The organism is Lentzea sp. NPDC036955 (assembly GCF_055608005.1).
Window position 1 is genome coordinate 202980 of record NZ_JBVJRC010000010.1, and the last position, 16770, is coordinate 219749.

17 protein-coding genes are annotated in these 16770 nt (G+C 71.7%); 9 read left to right on the forward strand and 8 right to left on the reverse strand.

Going from position 1 to position 16770, the window contains the following annotated elements; translation table 11 throughout:
* Positions 1-63: 63 nt before the first annotated feature.
* Entirely contained in the window at positions 64-714 is a 651-nt protein-coding gene (gene ribA / locus ACZ7CF_RS32590; RefSeq protein ID WP_360398002.1) for a GTP cyclohydrolase II, read from the forward strand.
* 42 nt (positions 715-756) lie between these two features.
* Here ribA and ACZ7CF_RS32595 read toward each other — a convergent pair whose 3' ends face one another.
* The 3 genes from ACZ7CF_RS32595 to ACZ7CF_RS32605 are packed head-to-tail and all read right to left on the reverse strand — an operon-like array spanning position 757 to position 2377.
* A complete protein-coding gene (locus tag ACZ7CF_RS32595; protein WP_470371374.1) occupies positions 757-1701 on the reverse strand; it encodes an NAD(P)-dependent alcohol dehydrogenase in 945 nt (314 codons plus the stop codon).
* Positions 1698-1922 carry a helix-turn-helix transcriptional regulator gene (locus ACZ7CF_RS32600; RefSeq protein WP_360397998.1) on the reverse strand — a complete coding sequence of 75 codons (225 nt, stop codon included), beginning with the start codon at positions 1920-1922 and terminating at the stop codon, positions 1698-1700. The genes ACZ7CF_RS32595 and ACZ7CF_RS32600 overlap by 4 nt, the downstream gene beginning before the upstream one ends.
* Entirely contained in the window at positions 1919-2377 is a 459-nt protein-coding gene (locus ACZ7CF_RS32605) for a hypothetical protein (RefSeq protein ID WP_470371375.1), read from the reverse strand. Before ACZ7CF_RS32605 ends, ACZ7CF_RS32600 begins: the two co-directional genes overlap by 4 nt.
* A 135-nt stretch (positions 2378-2512) precedes the next feature.
* On the opposite strand from ACZ7CF_RS32605, the gene ACZ7CF_RS32610 reads away from it, so the two are divergent.
* Complete coding sequence (locus tag ACZ7CF_RS32610) at positions 2513-3379, forward strand: serine hydrolase (protein ID WP_360397994.1); 867 nt, start codon at positions 2513-2515, stop codon at positions 3377-3379.
* Here ACZ7CF_RS32610 and ACZ7CF_RS32615 read toward each other — a convergent pair.
* Positions 3376-3735 carry an MmcQ/YjbR family DNA-binding protein gene (locus ACZ7CF_RS32615; protein WP_458434180.1) on the reverse strand — a complete coding sequence of 120 codons (360 nt, stop codon included), beginning with the start codon at positions 3733-3735 and terminating at the stop codon, positions 3376-3378. The genes ACZ7CF_RS32610 and ACZ7CF_RS32615 overlap by 4 nt on opposite strands.
* Positions 3736-3793: 58 nt before the next feature.
* On the reverse strand, positions 3794-4684 hold the full coding sequence (locus ACZ7CF_RS32620) for a DMT family transporter (RefSeq protein ID WP_470371376.1): 891 nt from the start codon (positions 4682-4684) through the stop codon (positions 3794-3796).
* A gap of 22 nt (positions 4685-4706) precedes the next feature.
* Between ACZ7CF_RS32620 and ACZ7CF_RS32625 the strand changes: the two genes are divergently transcribed.
* The 3 genes from ACZ7CF_RS32625 to katG are packed head-to-tail and all read left to right on the forward strand — an operon-like array spanning position 4707 to position 8844.
* Entirely contained in the window at positions 4707-6092 is a 1386-nt protein-coding gene (locus tag ACZ7CF_RS32625; protein ID WP_470371377.1) for an aminotransferase-like domain-containing protein, read from the forward strand.
* Between the two features lie 37 nt (positions 6093-6129).
* Entirely contained in the window at positions 6130-6564 is a 435-nt protein-coding gene (locus ACZ7CF_RS32630) for a Fur family transcriptional regulator (RefSeq protein WP_360397988.1), read from the forward strand.
* Positions 6565-6582: 18 nt separating this feature from the next.
* Positions 6583-8844, forward strand: coding sequence for a catalase/peroxidase HPI (gene katG / locus ACZ7CF_RS32635; RefSeq protein WP_458434182.1), 2262 nt, complete (start codon positions 6583-6585; stop codon positions 8842-8844).
* Between the two features lie 64 nt (positions 8845-8908).
* Here the strand turns inward: katG and ACZ7CF_RS32640 are convergent, their stop codons facing one another.
* A complete protein-coding gene (locus ACZ7CF_RS32640) occupies positions 8909-9946 on the reverse strand; it encodes a DUF6461 domain-containing protein (RefSeq protein ID WP_470371378.1) in 1038 nt (345 codons plus the stop codon).
* A gap of 212 nt (positions 9947-10158) precedes the next feature.
* On the opposite strand from ACZ7CF_RS32640, the gene ACZ7CF_RS32645 reads away from it, so the two are divergent.
* Positions 10159-11661, forward strand: a complete 1503-nt coding sequence (locus ACZ7CF_RS32645; protein ID WP_470371379.1) for a glycoside hydrolase family protein — start codon at positions 10159-10161, stop codon at positions 11659-11661.
* A gap of 46 nt (positions 11662-11707) precedes the next feature.
* The gene (locus ACZ7CF_RS32650) at positions 11708-13009 is read left to right on the forward strand and encodes a hypothetical protein (protein WP_470371380.1); all 1302 of its coding nucleotides are present in this window, start codon (positions 11708-11710) and stop codon (positions 13007-13009) included.
* A 145-nt stretch (positions 13010-13154) separates the two neighbouring features.
* Here the strand turns inward: ACZ7CF_RS32650 and ACZ7CF_RS32655 are convergent, their stop codons facing one another.
* Positions 13155-14195 (reverse strand): NAD(P)-dependent alcohol dehydrogenase, encoded by a 1041-nt coding sequence (locus tag ACZ7CF_RS32655; RefSeq protein ID WP_470371381.1) that lies wholly within the window; start codon positions 14193-14195, stop codon positions 13155-13157.
* 142 nt (positions 14196-14337) lie between these two features.
* Between ACZ7CF_RS32655 and ACZ7CF_RS32660 the strand changes: the two genes are divergently transcribed.
* Positions 14338-15213, forward strand: a complete 876-nt coding sequence (locus ACZ7CF_RS32660) for a helix-turn-helix transcriptional regulator (protein ID WP_360397976.1) — start codon at positions 14338-14340, stop codon at positions 15211-15213.
* A gap of 50 nt (positions 15214-15263) precedes the next feature.
* Here ACZ7CF_RS32660 and ACZ7CF_RS32665 read toward each other — a convergent pair whose 3' ends face one another.
* The gene (locus tag ACZ7CF_RS32665; protein WP_470371382.1) at positions 15264-16040 is read right to left on the reverse strand and encodes an SDR family NAD(P)-dependent oxidoreductase; all 777 of its coding nucleotides are present in this window, start codon (positions 16038-16040) and stop codon (positions 15264-15266) included.
* 76 nt (positions 16041-16116) lie between these two features.
* Here ACZ7CF_RS32665 and ACZ7CF_RS32670 point away from each other — a divergent pair, with 76 nt between their 5' ends.
* Positions 16117-16704: a TetR/AcrR family transcriptional regulator gene (locus tag ACZ7CF_RS32670; protein WP_470371383.1), complete on the forward strand. Its 588-nt coding sequence runs from the start codon at positions 16117-16119 to the stop codon at positions 16702-16704.
* Positions 16705-16770 lie beyond the last annotated feature (66 nt).

The window sequence follows — 16770 nt, forward strand, 5'->3', positions numbered from 1 at the left end:
TGTGCGGCCGGGTTACGGTGCGACGTCAGGCCCGAGCGTAGTTGACCGCCCGGGAGGAACCTGGTGACGAGGGGACCCGAGATGTTCGAGCAGGCCTTCACCGACGAAGACGTGGCGGAGTCCGACCTGGTGACCCGCCGCGGCACCTTCCGCGCGATCGCCTTCCGCGCGGACGGCCACGAACACATGGCACTCGTCTACGGCAAGACGAAGCTGCGCGAGAACGTCCTCGTCCGCATCCACTCCGAGTGCATGACCGGTGACATCTTCGGGGCCATGCGCTGCGAGTGCGGCGAACAACTCGACGCCGCGCTGAACACCATCGTCCGCGAGGGCAGCGGCGTGCTGGTTTACCTGCGTGGCCACGAAGGCCGCGGAATCGGTTTGGTGGCAAAGGTCCGCACCCATGTGCTGCAAGACGCCGGCATGGACACCCTCGACTCGGCCACCTCACTCGGCCTGCCCGTCGACGTCCGCGACTACTCCCCCGCCGCCCGCGTGCTGCGGCACCTGCGCGTGCGGTCCGTCCGCCTGATGTCCAACAACCCCGACAAGATCGCGGCCCTGGAGGACAACGGCATCGAGGTCGCCGCCCGCGTGCCGCTGCTGATGCCGCCCAACCCGCACAACATCGCGTACCTGACGGCGAAGCGGGACCGGCTCGGGCACGACCTGCCGCAGGTCGACTCGTTCACGCTGCCGCACGCGCGGTGAGCATGCGCGACGGCACCGCGTGACCACCGGCGGGATCGGCGGTCAGATCGTGACGACGACCTTGCCGGGTGACCGTCGCGAGTGGACGTGCTCGATCGCCTCGACCGCCTCCGCCAACGGGAAGGTGCGGCCGACGGCCGGTCTGACGTGGCCCGCCTCGACGAGCACGCGGAGCTCCTCGAAGACGTCGGCGCGTTCCGCGGAGGCCAGCGCGACGAGCTTCTGCGGGACGAACGCGTTCAGCGCCATGGCCCGCAGCGACCGGTCGAACCCGCCGAACAGCGGTTCGGCCGTCTCGGAACCGACGATCACCACCGTGCCGTGCCGTCCCACCGCCTTGCGCAGCCGGGACAGCGAACGGTGCCCGCCGCAGTCCAGCACCAGGTCGTAGGTTCCGGTGAAGTCCGCGACCGTGTAGTCCACGACCTCGTGCGCGCCCAACGAGCGCACCAGCTCCACCTTGCCCGTGCTGCACACACCCGTGACGTGCGCGCCGAGTGACCGGGCGATCTGCACGCCGTACGACCCGACGCCGCCGCCGGCGCCCAGCACCAGGACCCGCTGGCCCGGCTGGACCGAGCGCAGGCCCTGCACCGCGGTCCCGCCCGAGATCGGCAGGGCGGCCGCCTCCGTGAACGAGAGCCCCGCCGGTTTGCGCGCCAGCCGGGAGACGGGGGCGACGGAGTACTCGGCGAAGGCGCCGTCGCAGGTGCCGAACACCTCGTCGCCGACGGCGAACCCGCTCACGCCGGGGCAGGCCGCCGCGACCACACCGGACACGTCCCTGCCCGGCACCGGCGACTTCGGGCCGCGGAACCCGAACCCGATGACGCGCACCAGGTAGGGCTGGCCGGTGAGCAGGTGCCAGGTGCCCATGTCGACCCCCGCCGCCCGCACCTCCAGCAGCACCTCACCCCGCCCCGGCACCGGTACGTCCAGGTCACCGAACACCGCCGACCCGTATCTTCGCTGCACAACGGCTTTCACGTCGTCTCCTCCTCCGGGTACTGGAACACCTCTTCGAGCGGGACTCCGAACACGCGCGCTATCCGGAACGCGACCTCCAGCGAGGGCGAGTACCGCCCCTGCTCGACGGCGATCAGCGTCTGCCGGGTCACGCCGATCGCCGCCGCGAGGTCGGCCTGCGTCATCTCGCCGTGCGCGAACCGCAGCGCGCGGATGGAGTTCGTGACCTTCGTGGGCTTCACAGCACGCCCTGCCGGTAGGCGCCGAGCTTCGCCGCGGAGCCGAGCACCGCCGACAGCACGAAACCCAGGTACAGCACGTTCGCGATCCAGAAGTGCGGCGCTTCCACCATGGCGAGCACCAGCGCGGACATCCCGCCGATGACCACGAACGACTGGCCCACGTGGTCACCGAACCGGCCGATCTCCCGGTCCCGTTCGTCGACCTGGAGCCCGCCCTCGCGCCGGGACGCGATCCCGAACCAGATGCCCGCCACGATGCCGGCGACGATCCCCGACCCGATCGTCCACAACGCCGCGCCGACGTACGGCGCTTCGGCCAACGGCCGTCCATCGGCACCTGTCAGCACCAGCACCACGTACACCGCGTACCCGACCAGGGCGACGATCCCCATGGCCCACGCGCGCTTCTCCTCCACCGCCACGGTCCCGCTCCTGATGTCAAAGAAACCTGACATCACCAAGGTAAAACGAACCCGACACCGTGTCAAACATCTTTGACTCGAAGTCGGGTTCAGCCACAAAACGCGCAGATCGGACGGTCTGCCGTCCGGCGGTCGACGCCACCTGGCCGGGTGTCTAGGGTGCGGCTCATGCTCCGGCCGATCCTCGTTGCGTGCGCGCTCGCCCTGACGGCCTGCGGCGCTGCCGTGACGGCCGAGACCCCGCTCCCCGCTCCCCCGACCGGCGCCGCCCACACCCCTGCCGCGGCGCCGCTCGTGGCCACGCCCCCGGCGTGCCCGCTGCCCGACAGCGGCTTCGAATGCGCGTTCCAGCAGCGCATCCAGGCCGCTCAGCAGTACGCCGAGACCCGGCCCGGCACCGTCGGCATCGTCCTGCGCGACCGTGAGAAAGGTGTGGTCTGGCGCAACGACCACGCCGGTGACGAGGTGTGGACGGCCTCGACCATCAAGCTCGCGATGGCCGTGAACCTGCTCGAACGCCACCGCGCCGGCCAGATCCGCCTGAGCAGCGAGGACCGCCGCCTGATGACGGCGATGCTGCACAGCTCCGACGACGACGCGACCGACACGCTGTGGAAGCGCTACAGCGGCACGACCTTCAACGCCGCGTTCCCCCGGTACGGCATGACCGGCCTCGTCGCCCAACGCGGCTACACGAGCGCGTTCCCCTACTGGGGCTTTGAGAAGTGCACCGCCGACGACCTGGACCGCCTGGTCAACCACGTCCTCGACCAGGTGAACCCGGATGACCGCGCCTACCTCGTCGAGCAGATGCGCGGCGTCGGCCCCGAACAGCAGTGGGGCGTCTGGGGCCCCGACTCCGGCGCGAAGAACGGCTGGTCGGAGGAGGACAGCGGCTGGGTGATGAACTCCGTCGGCTTCGTCGGCCCCGGCCAGCGGTACACGCTGGCCATCATGAACGACCTCGGCCGCGAGGGCGGCTACGACGAGGGCCGCGCCACCGACACGGAGATCACCCGCATCCTGTTCCGCTAGCCCGCGCGGACACCGCCCGCGAGGTCGGGGACCTGCGCGACCAGCTCCTCCGGCGCGGACAGCCGCCACGCCTCGAAGACCAGCTCGGCCAGCTCGTCGGCCCCGACGCCCTCCAGGTGCACCACGACCCAGCCGAAGCCGCCCGAGGTGAACTGCACCTCGAACACGTCCGGGCGTTCGGCGACCAGCGCCTGCTGCTCGGACAGCGTCTGCCGCAGACCGGCGGTCCGCGTGCGCGGCCAGTAGTAGCCGAACACCTTGCCCCGCACGCGGAAGGTGTCGTACTGCTGCCCCTGCGAGCGGTGCGCCTCGGTGAGCGCGCCCGCGATGTCCAGGAACTCGTCCGGTGTAGCCACTGCCGACCCCCAAAGCCGAAGGGGTGCAGTATAGGGCCGCGGTACGACACCCAGGCGGTCAGCGGACCGCCGGCTCCGGCACGGACTTCGTTGACACCACACGGCTTCGTTGCGTCAGCACCACGCACACGAGCACCACCGCAGCGGTCACGAGCGCGGGCCAGCCGACCGGTTCGCCGAGCACCAGCGCGGCCCAGCCGAGCGACAGCACCGGCTGCGCCAGCTGGAGCTGGCCGATCTTCGCGACACCGCCCGCGGCCATCGCGGCGTACCAGGCGACGAAACCGAGGAACATCGAAACCGTTGTCACGTAACCGAAGTTGAACCACACGGTGCCGGTGGCACGGGAGAAGTCCGCTGTGCACAGCGTGACCGGGATGGTCACGGGCAGCGCGACGACCAGCGCCCAGCAGATCGTGCGGGCGCCGCCGAGCTCGCGGGACAACGCGCCGCCTTCCGCGTAGCCGAGGCCGCACACCACGACCGCGATCAGCAGGTACGCGTCGGCGGTGCCGAACGACCCGGAGAAACCACCGCCGGCCGCCAGGAACGCGAGCACGGCGAGCAGGCCAGCGCCGCTGGAGAGCCAGAACGCGACGGGTGGGCGTTCGTGGGCGCGCAGGACGGCCCAGATCGCGGTCGACATGGGCAGCACGGCGATGACGACGGCGCCGTGCGCGGAGGTCTGCGTGGTGAGGGCCAGGGACGTGAAGAGCGGGAAGCCGACGACGATGCCGGCGGCGACCACGGCGAGACGGCGCACCTGCGCCCTCGACGGCAGCGGCGCACGCGATAACGCGAGGTAGCCGATCGCGAGCAGGGCGGCACCGGCGGCACGGCCGAACGCGACGAACCACGGGTCGAGTCCCTGCACGGCCAGCCGGGTCGCGGGCAACGAGTAGCTGAAGCCCAGCACGGCGAGCGCGCCGAGTGTTACCCCCGGAGGCACGATAACGTTACTCTTGGCTCTCATGAATGAGGATAACGCAGCGCTGCGCGTTATCGAGGACCTGAGGGCGGCGGCACGGTCCGGGCGCGCGGGCGACCGGATGCCGTCGGTGCGCGAGCTGATGGCGCGGCACCGGGCCTCGCCGGCGACCGTGCAGCAGGCCATCCAGCGCGTCGCGGCCGAAGGGCTCGTCGAGGTCCGGCCGGGCCGCGGCAGCTTCGTCGCCGCACGCGCGAGCGGGCCGGGCGGGCAGGACCTGTCGTGGCAGTCCGTGGCGCTGGGCGAGGGACGGCCGGGCGAGGACCTGGTGGCGAACCTGGTCGCGGTGCCGAGGCCCGAGGTCATCCAGCTCTCCAGCGGGTACCTCGACCCGGACCTGCAACCCGTGGAGGCGCTCGGCGCCGCGCTCACCAGGGCCGCGCGCCGGCCGGCCGCGTGGGGGCGGGTGCCGGTCGAGGGCAGGGAGGAGCTGCGCGCCTGGTTCGCCAGGGAGGCGGGCGGCGAGCTCAGGGCGGGCGACATGACGGTGTGCGCGGGCGCCCAGGAAGCGCTCGCCACGGTGTTCCGCGGGCTCGGCGGACGGGGTGACACGGTGCTCGTCGAGTCGCCCACCTACCTCGGGGCCATCGCGGCGGCCAGGGACGCGGGGCTGAAGGTCGTGCCGGTGCCCGCCGACGCGGACGGGGTGCGCCCGGACCTGCTCCAGGCCGCTTTCGCGCACACGGGCGCGAAGCTCTTCTACTGCCAGCCGTTGCACGCGAACCCGCACGGCGGCGTGCTGTCCGCCGAACGACGGCCCGAGGTCATGCGGATCGTGGCCGCGGCCGGGGCGTTCCTGGTCGAGGACGACTGGGCGCGCGGCTTCACCGTCGACGGCACGGCGCCGCCCACACTGGCCTCGCAGGACACCGACGGCCACGTCGTGCACGTCCGCTCGCTGACCAAGATCGCCGCACCGGGGCTGCGGGTCGCGGCGATCGGCGCGCGCGGACCGGCCGGGCGGCGGCTGCGGACCACCCGGTCGCGGCAGGACCTGTACGTCGCGGGACCGTTGCAGGAGGCGGCGATCGACTTCGTGACGTCCCCGGCGTGGCGCCGGCACCTGCGCTCGCTCCAGCAGTCGCTGCGGTCGAGGCGGGACGCCTTGCGGACCGCGCTCGCCACGCACCTGCCCGACTTCACGGTCGCGCCCTCGTCGGGCGGCTTGCACCTGTGGGTGGGGTTGCCGGAGGGGCTCGACGACGTGGAGCTGACGACCGCCGCCGCAGCCCGTGACGTGGTGGTCTTCCCCGGACGGCCGTGGTTCGCGGCTGAACCGCCCGGCAACTTCCTGCGTTTGACCTACGGGGGCGCACCGGAGCACGCGCTGGTCGAGGGCGTCCGGCGATTGTCTGACATCACTCAATAACTTGACTCATTCCAGAAAAGCGGGCAGGGTGGCGTTCGTGCCCACGGCTTCCGAATTCGAGCGCATGTTGCGCGGAGCGTCACTGCGGGTGACGGCTCCGCGGATGGCTGTGCTGTCCGCGGTGCACACCCACCCGCACGCCGACACGGACTCGATCATCGGTGTCGTGCGCCAGAACCTCGGCGCGGTCTCCCACCAGGCCGTGTACGACGTGCTCCGCGCGCTGACCGGAGCAGGACTGCTGCGGCGGATCGAGCCGCAGGGATCGGTAGCGCGCTACGAGGCCCGCGTCGGGGACAACCACCACCACGTCGTATGCCGTTCCTGCGGCGCCATCGCCGACGTCGACTGCGCCGTCGGCCACGCGCCGTGCATGGACGCGTCCGACGACCACGGTTTCGTCATCGACGAGGCCGAGGTCATCTACTGGGGCACCTGCCCCGAGTGCACGACCGCCGCGAAGAGTTCCTGAACACCCGGAAGGATTCCTGTGTCAGACAGCACTGACGCCAAGGTGAGCGAGCTGAACGAGGAGGAGGCCGGCGGCTGTCCCGTCGCGCACAGCCGGCGCAGCCATCCCACCGAGGGCGGTGGCAACCGCGACTGGTGGCCCAAGCAGCTCAACCTGCGGATCCTGCGCAAGCACCCCGTGCAGGCCAACCCGATGGGCGGGGACTTCGACTACGCGAAGGAGTTCCTGACCGTCGACCTCGACGAGCTGGCGCGTGACGTCGACGCCGTGCTCACCGAGTCGAAGGACTGGTGGCCGGCCGACTTCGGCCACTACGGCCCGTTCATGATCCGCATGGCGTGGCACAGCGCCGGCACCTACCGCACGCACGACGGCCGCGGTGGCGCGGGCGCGGGCATGCAGCGCTTCGCCCCGCTGAACAGCTGGCCGGACAACGGCAACCTGGACAAGGCCCGCCGCATCCTGTGGCCGGTCAAGAAGAAGTGGGGCCGCAGGGTCTCGTGGGCCGACCTGATGATCTTCACGGGCAACCGCGCGCTGGAGACCATGGGCTTCCAGACCTTCGGCTTCGCCGGTGGCCGCGCGGACGTGTGGGAGCCGGACGAGGACGTCTACTGGGGCCCGGAGACCGAGTGGCTCGGCGGCGACACCCGTTACAGCGGTGAGCGCGACCTGGAGTCCCCGCTGGCCGCGGTCCAGATGGGTCTGATCTACGTCAACCCCGAGGGCCCGAACAGCAACCCGGACCCGTTAGCCGCCGCCCGCGACATCCGCGAGACGTTCGGCCGCATGGGCATGAACGACGAGGAGACCGTCGCGCTGATCGCCGGTGGCCACACCTTCGGCAAGGCGCACGGTGCCGGTGACCCGTCGCTCGTCGGCGCCGAGCCCGAGGGCTCGCTGATGGACGCGCAGGGCTTCGGCTGGATCAGCACGCACGGCACCGGCAAGGGCCGCGACGCCATCACCTCGGGCCTCGAGGTGACCTGGACGCAGCAGCCGACCAAGTGGACGAACCTGTTCTTCAAGAACCTGTTCGAGTTCGAGTGGGAGCTCACCAAGTCCCCGGCCGGCGCCCACCAGTGGAAGCCGAAGGGCGACGCGGGCGCCAACACCGTGCCCGACCCCGAGGACGGCACGCTCAACCGCCAGCCGATGATGCTGACCACGGACCTCTCGCTGCGGGTCGACCCGGTCTACGAGCCGATCTCGCGCCGGTTCGCCGAGGACCACGAGGCGTTCGCCGAGGCGTTCTCGCGTGCGTGGTTCAAGCTGACCCACCGCGACATGGGCCCGATCCAGCGCTACCTCGGCCCGCAGGTGCCGCAGGAGGAGCTGCTCTGGCAGGACCGCGTGCCGGTCCGCGACCACGAGCTGATCTCCGCCGAGGACGTCGCCGCGCTCAAGGCGAAGGTCCTGGAGACCGGCCTGTCCGTCTCGCAGCTGGTCAAGACCGCGTGGGCCTCGGCCTCCACGTTCCGCCAGAGCGACAAGCGCGGTGGCGCCAACGGTGCCCGCATCCGCCTAGAGCCGCAGCGCGGCTGGGAGGTCAACGAGCCCGACCAGCTCGCGCAGGTCCTGCGCACGCTGGAAGGCGTGCAGGAGGCCTTCAACAGCTCCGCGACCGGCGGCAAGAAGGTCTCACTGGCCGACCTGATCGTCCTCGGCGGTGCCGCGGCGATCGAGCAGGCCGCCAAGGCCGCCGGCCGCGACGTCGAGGTCCCGTTCCTCGCCGGCCGCACCGACGCCACGCAGGAGCAGACCGACGCCGAGTCGTTCGCCGTGCTGGAGCCCAAGGTCGACGGTTTCCGCAACTTCGGCAGCAAGGCCAACCCGCTGCCGTCGGAGTACCTGCTGATCGACAAGGCCAACCTGCTCGGCCTCTCCGCGCCGGAGCTGACCGTGCTGGTCGGCGGCCTGCGCGTGCTCGGCGCGAACCACGGCGGCTCGACGGCCGGTGTGCTCACCGCCAAGCCGGAGACGCTGACCAACGACTTCTTCGTCAACCTGCTCGACATGGAGACGGAGTGGAAGTCGGTCACCGAGGACGAGGAGAACTTCGAGGGCCGCGAGCGCGCCACCGGTGCGGTGCGCTGGACCGCGACCCGCAACGACCTCGTGTTCGGCTCGAACTCCGAGCTGCGCGCCGTGGCCGAGGTCTACGCCAGTGACGACGCCGCCGACAAGTTCGTCGCTGACTTCGTCGCCGCGTGGAACAAGGTCATGAACGCGGACCGCTACGACGTCCACGAGGGTGTCACCCAGCCCGAGAACGGCTGATCGCTCCCACCACACCCGGTGCCCCCCGGCCGACTCCGGCCAGGGGGCACCGGCGTGTCCGGGGTCAGCCGGCGTGCTGCGGCGGCACCCGAGGCCGTGGCTGCCGCAACCGCAGCGCCCGGTGGGCGTTGTAGCGGGCGCCGGCCAGAGCCGCGAGCGGGTCGTCCGCCCGGAGTGCGACGACAGCGGCCCGTGCGTGGGCCCGCGCCTCGACCTCGCGTTCCGCCACGGGTTCGGTGTCGCGCTGACGGACCGCGGCCTGGAGGCGGGCGACCGGGTCGAGGTCCGGGTCCGGTGGTGCGGCGCGGTCCCAGCGCAGCTCCATGACCCGCCGGTGGTCCCGCAGCACGTCGTCGACCGTGGCCTCGGGTTCGACACCCGCCGCCGCGCAGGCGGTGCGCGCGACCTCCTCGGCCGCGGCGCGGACCTCAGCCTCCCGTGCGGTGGTGGCCCACGCCAGCAGGCCGGGTTCGTTGACGTCAAGCCACTGCCTGGGATCACTGGGCCGGAACCGCCGCAGGTCGACGACCACGGACGCGAAGTGCGGTCCGGCCGCCCACTGCTCGGTGAGCCGCACGCCCGACACCCGTTCCACGAACGCGAGCGACTCCGCGCACATGCGGTGCGCGTCGTCGAACTCCAGGCCTTCCAGGTACGGCACGAGCGCGGCGGGCCGTTCCTGCCGCAGGACGAAGTCGAACGCCCCGAGCAGCTCACCGTCGTGCGCGAGGCTCAAATTGCTGACCAGATTGACGTTCCAGAAAGCCGAGGCCGCCACCGTGCCGGCGGACAGGCGTTCCAGCACCTCCCGGTCCGCACCGTGCCACCCGTTGTCCTCGACCAGCAGCACCCAGCCGTCCACCTCGTCGGCGAGGACCACCGGCAGCTCGTCGGGGTGAGCGCCACCGGAGCGCGCGTTCACCTCGCCCAGGTCGGCCCTGCGTTCGCCGGGGAGGCCGTCGAAGCGGCGCAGTGCCTCGCCGACGGACAGGCCGCGCACCGCGGTGAGGCAAAGCGCATCGGACGGCAGCAGACCGCAGGACAGCACCCGGTCGTAGTGGTCGGTCGCGTCGGCGCGGACCACCGGCTCTGGCAACGACATGGGAGCCACGCTGGCACACCGGCGCGGCTCCCGGCTAACCCCGCTGCGCACCCGGTGGTCCCGCAGGCCGTCCGGATCACGGTGTTGCGCAGCGGCGTTGCCCGCGGAACACGGCCTCGCACCCGCTAACCGCAGGTGGACCGGCCGGGCGGGAAACAGCCCGCTACCAGGTTCTTCACCCGTCTGGAGGACTTGATCACTATGATGGGTGCGTGCCCCTGAGTCGCCGACCTCTTCCGCTGCTCGCTGCGCTGGCGCTCCTCGGCGCGGTCACCGCGTGCACCGATGCGGCCGCCGGCGACCCCGTAGCGGTCACGAGCGAGGGCAGGCCGACGCAGACCGGCGCGACGCGCAAGGCACCACCGCCGAGGAACCAGCTGGACCTGAAGACGGAGAACGCCCGGCAGAGCCCCGGTGTCGTGATCGCCGGCTCCGGTGACGCGCCGTACAACTACGGGCCGGCCGTGATGCTCGAAGGCGGCAAGGTGCGCGCGTGGTGGTGCAGCCAGCTCAGCGCCGCGCCCCCCGGCGGCGACGACGTCCTCTACAGCGAGGGCGGGGCGCTGGACGGGCCGATGAGCACCGCGGTCCCGGTGTTCTCCGGCAGCGGCACCAGCTTCGACGCCATGCACACGTGCGACCCGTCGCTGATCAAGATCGGCGGCACCTACTACATGTACTACACCGGGGCGGCGCGCGACAACCACGCGAACGGCAGCTCCGTCGGCGTCGCCACCAGCCCGGACGGCCTGAGCTGGTCACGTGCGAACAACGGCCAGTCGATCATCGGGCCGGCCGGTGACGTGATCCGGGAGAACACCTACGGCGCCGGCCAGCAGTCCGCCGTCTACCTCGACGGCTGGGTGTACCTGATGTTCACCGACACCACGGGCCTCGCCTCGCACCAGAACGGCGCGGGCCAGTACGTGCTGCGGTCGAAGGACCCGACGTTCGCCACCGGCGTCGAGGCGCTCGGCCAGTCCGGGTTCCAGCCGGTGCCGGCGACGAACAAGCCGCGCACCCGGTCGGTCGTCGAGGCGTTCAGCGCCGACTGGATGTGGATCGACGCGGCCTCGACGTGGGCCATCGCGCACTCCACCGACGACGGCACGACCGTGACGTTCTGGAACAAGGACTTCACCCGGCACCCGTTCAAGCCGGTGCTCATCCCCGGCATCTGGCGCGAGGGCCCCGGCCTGGTGCGCACGCCGCAGGGCCACGCACCGGTCAACGGCGCCGACCCGTGCGGCCGGGTGGCGCTGGACGTGCTGCGGTCCACGGTCGACGGTCCCGGGAACGCGCCCACGAACATCATCCGCTTCGGCCTCGACGCGGTCGGCCTCAAGGGCTGCACCACGGCGGACGAGGCGAGCGCGCTCAACGGCTTCGCGCTGCCGTCACCGGAACGCACGGTCGACGTGGTCATGGGCGGCAAGGTCGTGCGGTTCGAACGCCGCTCGGTCGCGGAGAAGTTCGCCCGCGCCGTGCTGCCGGACCGCCCGGTCGGCGTCGACCAGCTGAAGGTCGCGGCGCAGGTGCCCGCCGGTGCGCCCGCGGTCGCCAACCCAGAAGGCGTCGTCGGGCTGCTGCTCGAGAACAAGCTGTGGGTGATCGGCTCGGTGGAGGTGGCGACCCTCAACTCGTCGGCGGTCAAGCAGGTGTCCGCTGAGCAGTGGGAGCGCTACGAACGCCACCAGGACCTCGCCGCGCGCTGACCGGTACCTTCACCCCTGAATTCGGACATGGGGGACAAGAGTGACGGTGACGACGGACAGACCGCTGGCGCTCGCGGACAGCGTGTTCCCCGAACCGGAGGGCGGGCGCGCCGTCACCGGGTACGTGGCCGGTTTCCTGGCCTCGGTGGCGTTCCTGCTGCTCGTCCCGGCCGGCTGGGCGCGCCTGGACCACCTGTGGGCCGAGGACGGCGCGCGGTTCGCCGTCGACGCCCTCCGCTCCCCCGCGCTGCAGAACCTGGTCGACCCGTACGGCGGCTACCTGCACGTGCTGCCCCGGCTGGTGGCCGAGCTGGTCGCGCTGCTGCCGCTGCCGTGGACGGCGGCCGGGTTCGCGGTCGCGGCGGCGGTGCTGCGGGCGGTCGTCGCGCTCGTCACGTTCGCGGCGTCCGGCGCGTACCTGCGGTCGGCGGCGCTGCGGTTCGTGCTGGCCGCGCTCGTGGTCGTGGTGCCGGCGGGCAACTCCGAGACGTTGAACAACATGGCGAACCTGCACTGGTTCCTGCTGTACGGCGTGTTCTGGGCGCTGCTGTGGCGGACCGCGCCGCGCGTGCCGGTCGCGGTGTTCGTGGTCTTGGCGACGCTGTCGAGCCCGCTGGTCCTCCTGCTGGTCCCGATCGCGCTCGTACGGCTGTTCCTGCCGCGCCGGGAGGTGCCGGTCGTGTTCCTGGCCGGTGCGCTGGTGCAGGGCGCGGTGGTGCTGTCCGCTGAACGCACGCCGTACTCGCACGACCCGGTCGACACCGTGCAGGTGCTGCTCGCGGCCCTGCTGCGGGTGCCGGTGGTGGCGCTGACCGGGTCGGAACGGCTCGGCCTCTTCTACCCCGCGCACGGCAACCTGGTCGTCCTCGGCGCGCTGCTGGTGACCGGTCTGCCCGTCCTCGCCGCGCTGTGGTGGGGCGACCGCGCCGGACGGGCGCTGGCCGCGGTCGCCACCTGCTGCAGCGTGCTCCTGATCGGGCTGAGCCTGGTGCTGAACTGGAGCGCGGCGCTGCAGGTGCAGCAGCCGGGCGTGGTGCTCGCCGGGCAGCGCTACAGCGTCGCGCCGGTGCTGTTCCTGTTCACAGCGGTCGCGGTGGGGCTCGACGCGGCGCCTCCGGCCGCGTGGCAGCGGTTCGCCGTGCGGGCCGGGCAGTGGGTGCTCGGCATCCTGCTGGTGTCGAGCATCATCGGACACCTCCAGGAGCCCGGCACGGTGCTGCGCGGTGTGCCGTGGGACGCGAGCGTGGAACAGGGCCGGGCGCAGTGCGCGGCGAACGCGCCGGAGGCACGGCTGGAGCACGAGCCGGCGGGCTGGTTCTTCGTGCTGCCGTGCGACCGGCTGGGGTGAGGACGCCGGGGTTCAGTGCGCGCCGGCCTGAGCGCCTCCGGCCGGGAGTCTTGCCCGCCCCCGCACCCTCCTTGCTGCTCAGGTCACCCTCGAACAACGCACCCGATCATGAGGATGGAAAAGGCTCGGTACTCGCAGATGCCGGTCAGATCGTGGCGGCGTCGATCACGAACCGGTACCGCACGTCGCTGGCCTGCACCCGGTCGTAGGCCGTGTTGATCTCCTCGGCGGTGATCAGCTCGATCTCCGCGCCGAGGGAGTGCTCCGCGCAGAAGTCCAGCATCTCCTGGGTCTCCGCGATGCCGCCGATCATCGAGCCCGCGAGGGTCTTGCGACCGCCGAGCAGGCCGAACAGGTTGATCGAGACCGGCTCCTCGGGGGCACCGACGTTGACCAGCGCGCCGTCGGTCTTGAGCAGGCCGAGGTAGGCGGTGAGGTTGAGCGGCGCGGACACCGTGGAGACGATGACGTCGAACCGGCCCGCCAGCTCGGAGAACGTGGCCGGGTCGCTCGTGGCGCGGTAGTCGTGGGCACCGAGCTTGAGGCCGTCGTCCTTCTTGCGCAACGACTGCGACAGCACGGTCACCTCGGCGCCGAGCGCGGCGGCGATCTTCACGCCCATGTGGCCGAGACCGCCCAGGCCGACGATCGCGACCTTCTTGCCGGGGGCCACGCCCCAGTGCTTGAGCGGCGAGTACAGCGTGATGCCCGCGCACAGCAGCGGCGCGGCCACGTCCAGCGGCAGGGCGTCCGGGATGCGGACGACGAAGTTCTCGTCGACCACGATCTGCTGCGAGTAGCCGCCGTGGGTAGCCTGACCATCCCGGCCGATGGCGTTGTAGGTCATGGTGTTGCCGTTGGCGCAGTACTGCTCCAGGCCGCGCAGGCAGTAGTCGCACTCGCGGCACGAGTCGACCATGCAGCCGACGCCGACGCGGTCGCCGACGGCGTGCCGGGTGACCTCGGAGCCGACCTCGACGACGACACCCGCGATCTCGTGGCCGGGGACCATCGGGAAGATGGCCTCGCCCCAGCCCTCGTTGACCTGGTGGATGTCGGAGTGGCAGATGCCCGCGTACTTGATGTCGATCAGGACGTCGTGCGCGCCGACGGCGCGACGCTCGATCGTGGTGCGCTCCAGCGGTGCCTTGGGTGCCGCAGCGGCGTAGGCAGCGACGGTGCTCATCAGGTTCTCCTCGTCTCGTCGTGTCACCGAGAACACTGCCCCGGTCGCCGGTCGCTACCCAGACACCTGGTTTTCGTACGTCCGCTGTGCCTACCACTGGCAGTAGCAGGCACGGTTCACGCAGGTCAGGGATACTCGGGGCATGACAGTGGACCCACGCACCGAGCTGAGCGAGTTCCTGCGCAGCCGCCGGGCGCGGCTGTCACCCGACGACGTGGGGCTGCCGCGGTTCGGCCGCGCCCGCCGCGTCCCCGGTCTGCGCCGCGAGGAGCTGGCCCAGCTGGCGGGTGTCTCGGTCGCGTACTACACGCGGCTGGAACAGGGCAACGGCCGCAACGTCTCGGCCGAGGTCTGGGACTCGATCGCCCGCGCCCTGCGGCTGTCCGACGCCGAGCACGCGCACCTGCGCAACCTCACGCGCAGCCGCACCGGCACGAAGAAGAAGGCGCAGCGCTCGCACGTGCGCCCGGCGTTGCAGCACCTGCTCGACAACGTCGGCGTGCCCGCGTACATCGGCGGCCGGCGTTCGGACGTCCTCGCCTGGAACCCGATGGCCGCGGCGTTGTTCGGCGACTGGTCCGAGCTGGAGCCGCGCGAGCGCAACTGGGGCCGGCTGATCTTCCTGCACCCCTCCTACCAGGAGCTGTTCGCCGACTGGCAGAGCAAGGCCGCCGACGTCGTCGCCTTCCTGCGGATGGACGCCGGGTGCTATGCCGACGACCCGGAGCTGGCCGCGCTGGTCGGCGAGCTGTCGTTGAAGAGCGCGCTGTTCCGCAAGCTGTGGGCCAAGCACGACGTGAAGGAGAAGTCCTTCGGCACCAAGGTGTTGCGGCACCCGCTGGTGGGCGAGATGACACTGGCGTACGAGACGCTGCGGATGCCCAGCGAGCCGGAGCTGTTCTTCACCACCTACCACGCGGAACCGGGTTCGGCGTCCGCGGAGGCGTTGCAGCTGCTCGCGAACTGGGGCCGGGACGCGACCAGGGCGGGCACGTCGGTGCACAACCACCAGTCGTGAAAAGGCTGCCGCGCACCGGAACCGTCGCCTGGCCGCAGGGCACCTGAGCCTCAGGCCGACAGCGCGGCCATCGCCCTGACCGCCTGCCGCCTGCTGACCAGGCGCGACAAGCTGACCAGGACCCGGTTCGCCCGCCCGACCGCGATGCTCGGCGGCGGGTTGCGCCGGTCCAGCGTCCGCAACGCCGTGCGCACCACCAGCTCCGGCCCGACCTTGCGCGCACCGCCCGAGGCCTGCTCGCCGGCGACGGCGAAGAACTCCGTCTCGGTCGCGCCGGGTGAGAGCGCGAGCACCCGCAGGCCGCTGCGCCGGTGCTCCTGCCACAGCGCCTCGGTGAAGCTCAGCACGAACGCCTTGGCCGCGCCGTAGACCGCCATCCGCGGCGTCGGGTGGTAGGCGGCCATGCTCGCGACGTTGACCAGCACCCCGCGCCCGGACGCCACCAGCTCGCCGAGGAACGTCCTGGACAGCTCGACCACCGCGGAGACGTCGAGCGCGATCTCGGTGCGCAGCCGTTCCACGTCCTCCTGCGCGAACGGCCCGTACGTGCCGAACCCGGCGTTGTTGACCAGCCCGGTCAGCGTGAGCCCGCGGGCCCGCAGTTCGGCGGCCAGCTCCGGCACGGCGTCCGGCTGGGTGAGGTCGCACGGCAGCACGGTGACCTCGACACCCTTCAGCTCGGCGGCCAGTGCCTCCAGCCGCTCCGCCCGGCGCGCCACCAGCACCAGGTCAGCGCCCCTGCGGGCGAGCTCACGGGCGAACTCCGCACCGATCCCGGCACTGGCACCGGTGACGAGGACGCGAGCGCCTCGGTAGTCGATTGTCACTTCTGGGCCTCCCTGGCATCAAGTGTCAACCTAGCACCAGATGCCAGGAGTGCGCCACGGCACTAGGGTTGGCGGCATGTCAGAGCGCCTGTGGGACCGCACCCGCCGCCGCGTCCAGGAGGAGGTCGTGGACGCCGCGCTGGCGTTGTTCCTGGAGCAGGGCTTCGAGGAGACGACGGTCGACCAGGTGGTGGCGGCGACCGGGATCTCCCGGCGCTCCTTCTTCCGCTACTTCGGCTCGAAGGAGGACATCGTCTTCGGCGACCTCGCCGAGCAGGGGCCGGTGATCCTGGCGGCGCTGCGCGCGCGTCCCGACGACGAGCCGATCTGGGAGGCGCTGGCGCACGCGTTCGAGGTGATCGGCGAGCACACGAGCCCCGAACGCGGCGCCGCGATCGGGCGGCTGGTCGCGACCACCCCCGCGTTGCGCGCCGCCCACCTGGAGAAGCACCTGCGCTGGCAGGAGGCGCTGGCCCCGGAGGTCGAACGCCGCGTCGGCACCGGTGGCGCCCCGGCCGGCCTCGTCGGCGAGGCGGTCGTGGCGACCCTGCTGGCGTGCCTCGACGCGGCCAGCACGGTGTGGCTGCGCCAGGGCGGCGGCGACCTCGACGAGCTGCGCCGGCTCACCTGGCAGGCGCTCGACGCAGTCCGAAGTGGACGATGACCGCGCCTTCCAGGTCGGCCTGACGCCCCTCACCGGCCCGTGCGGGCCGGACCGACCGTCCTCAGT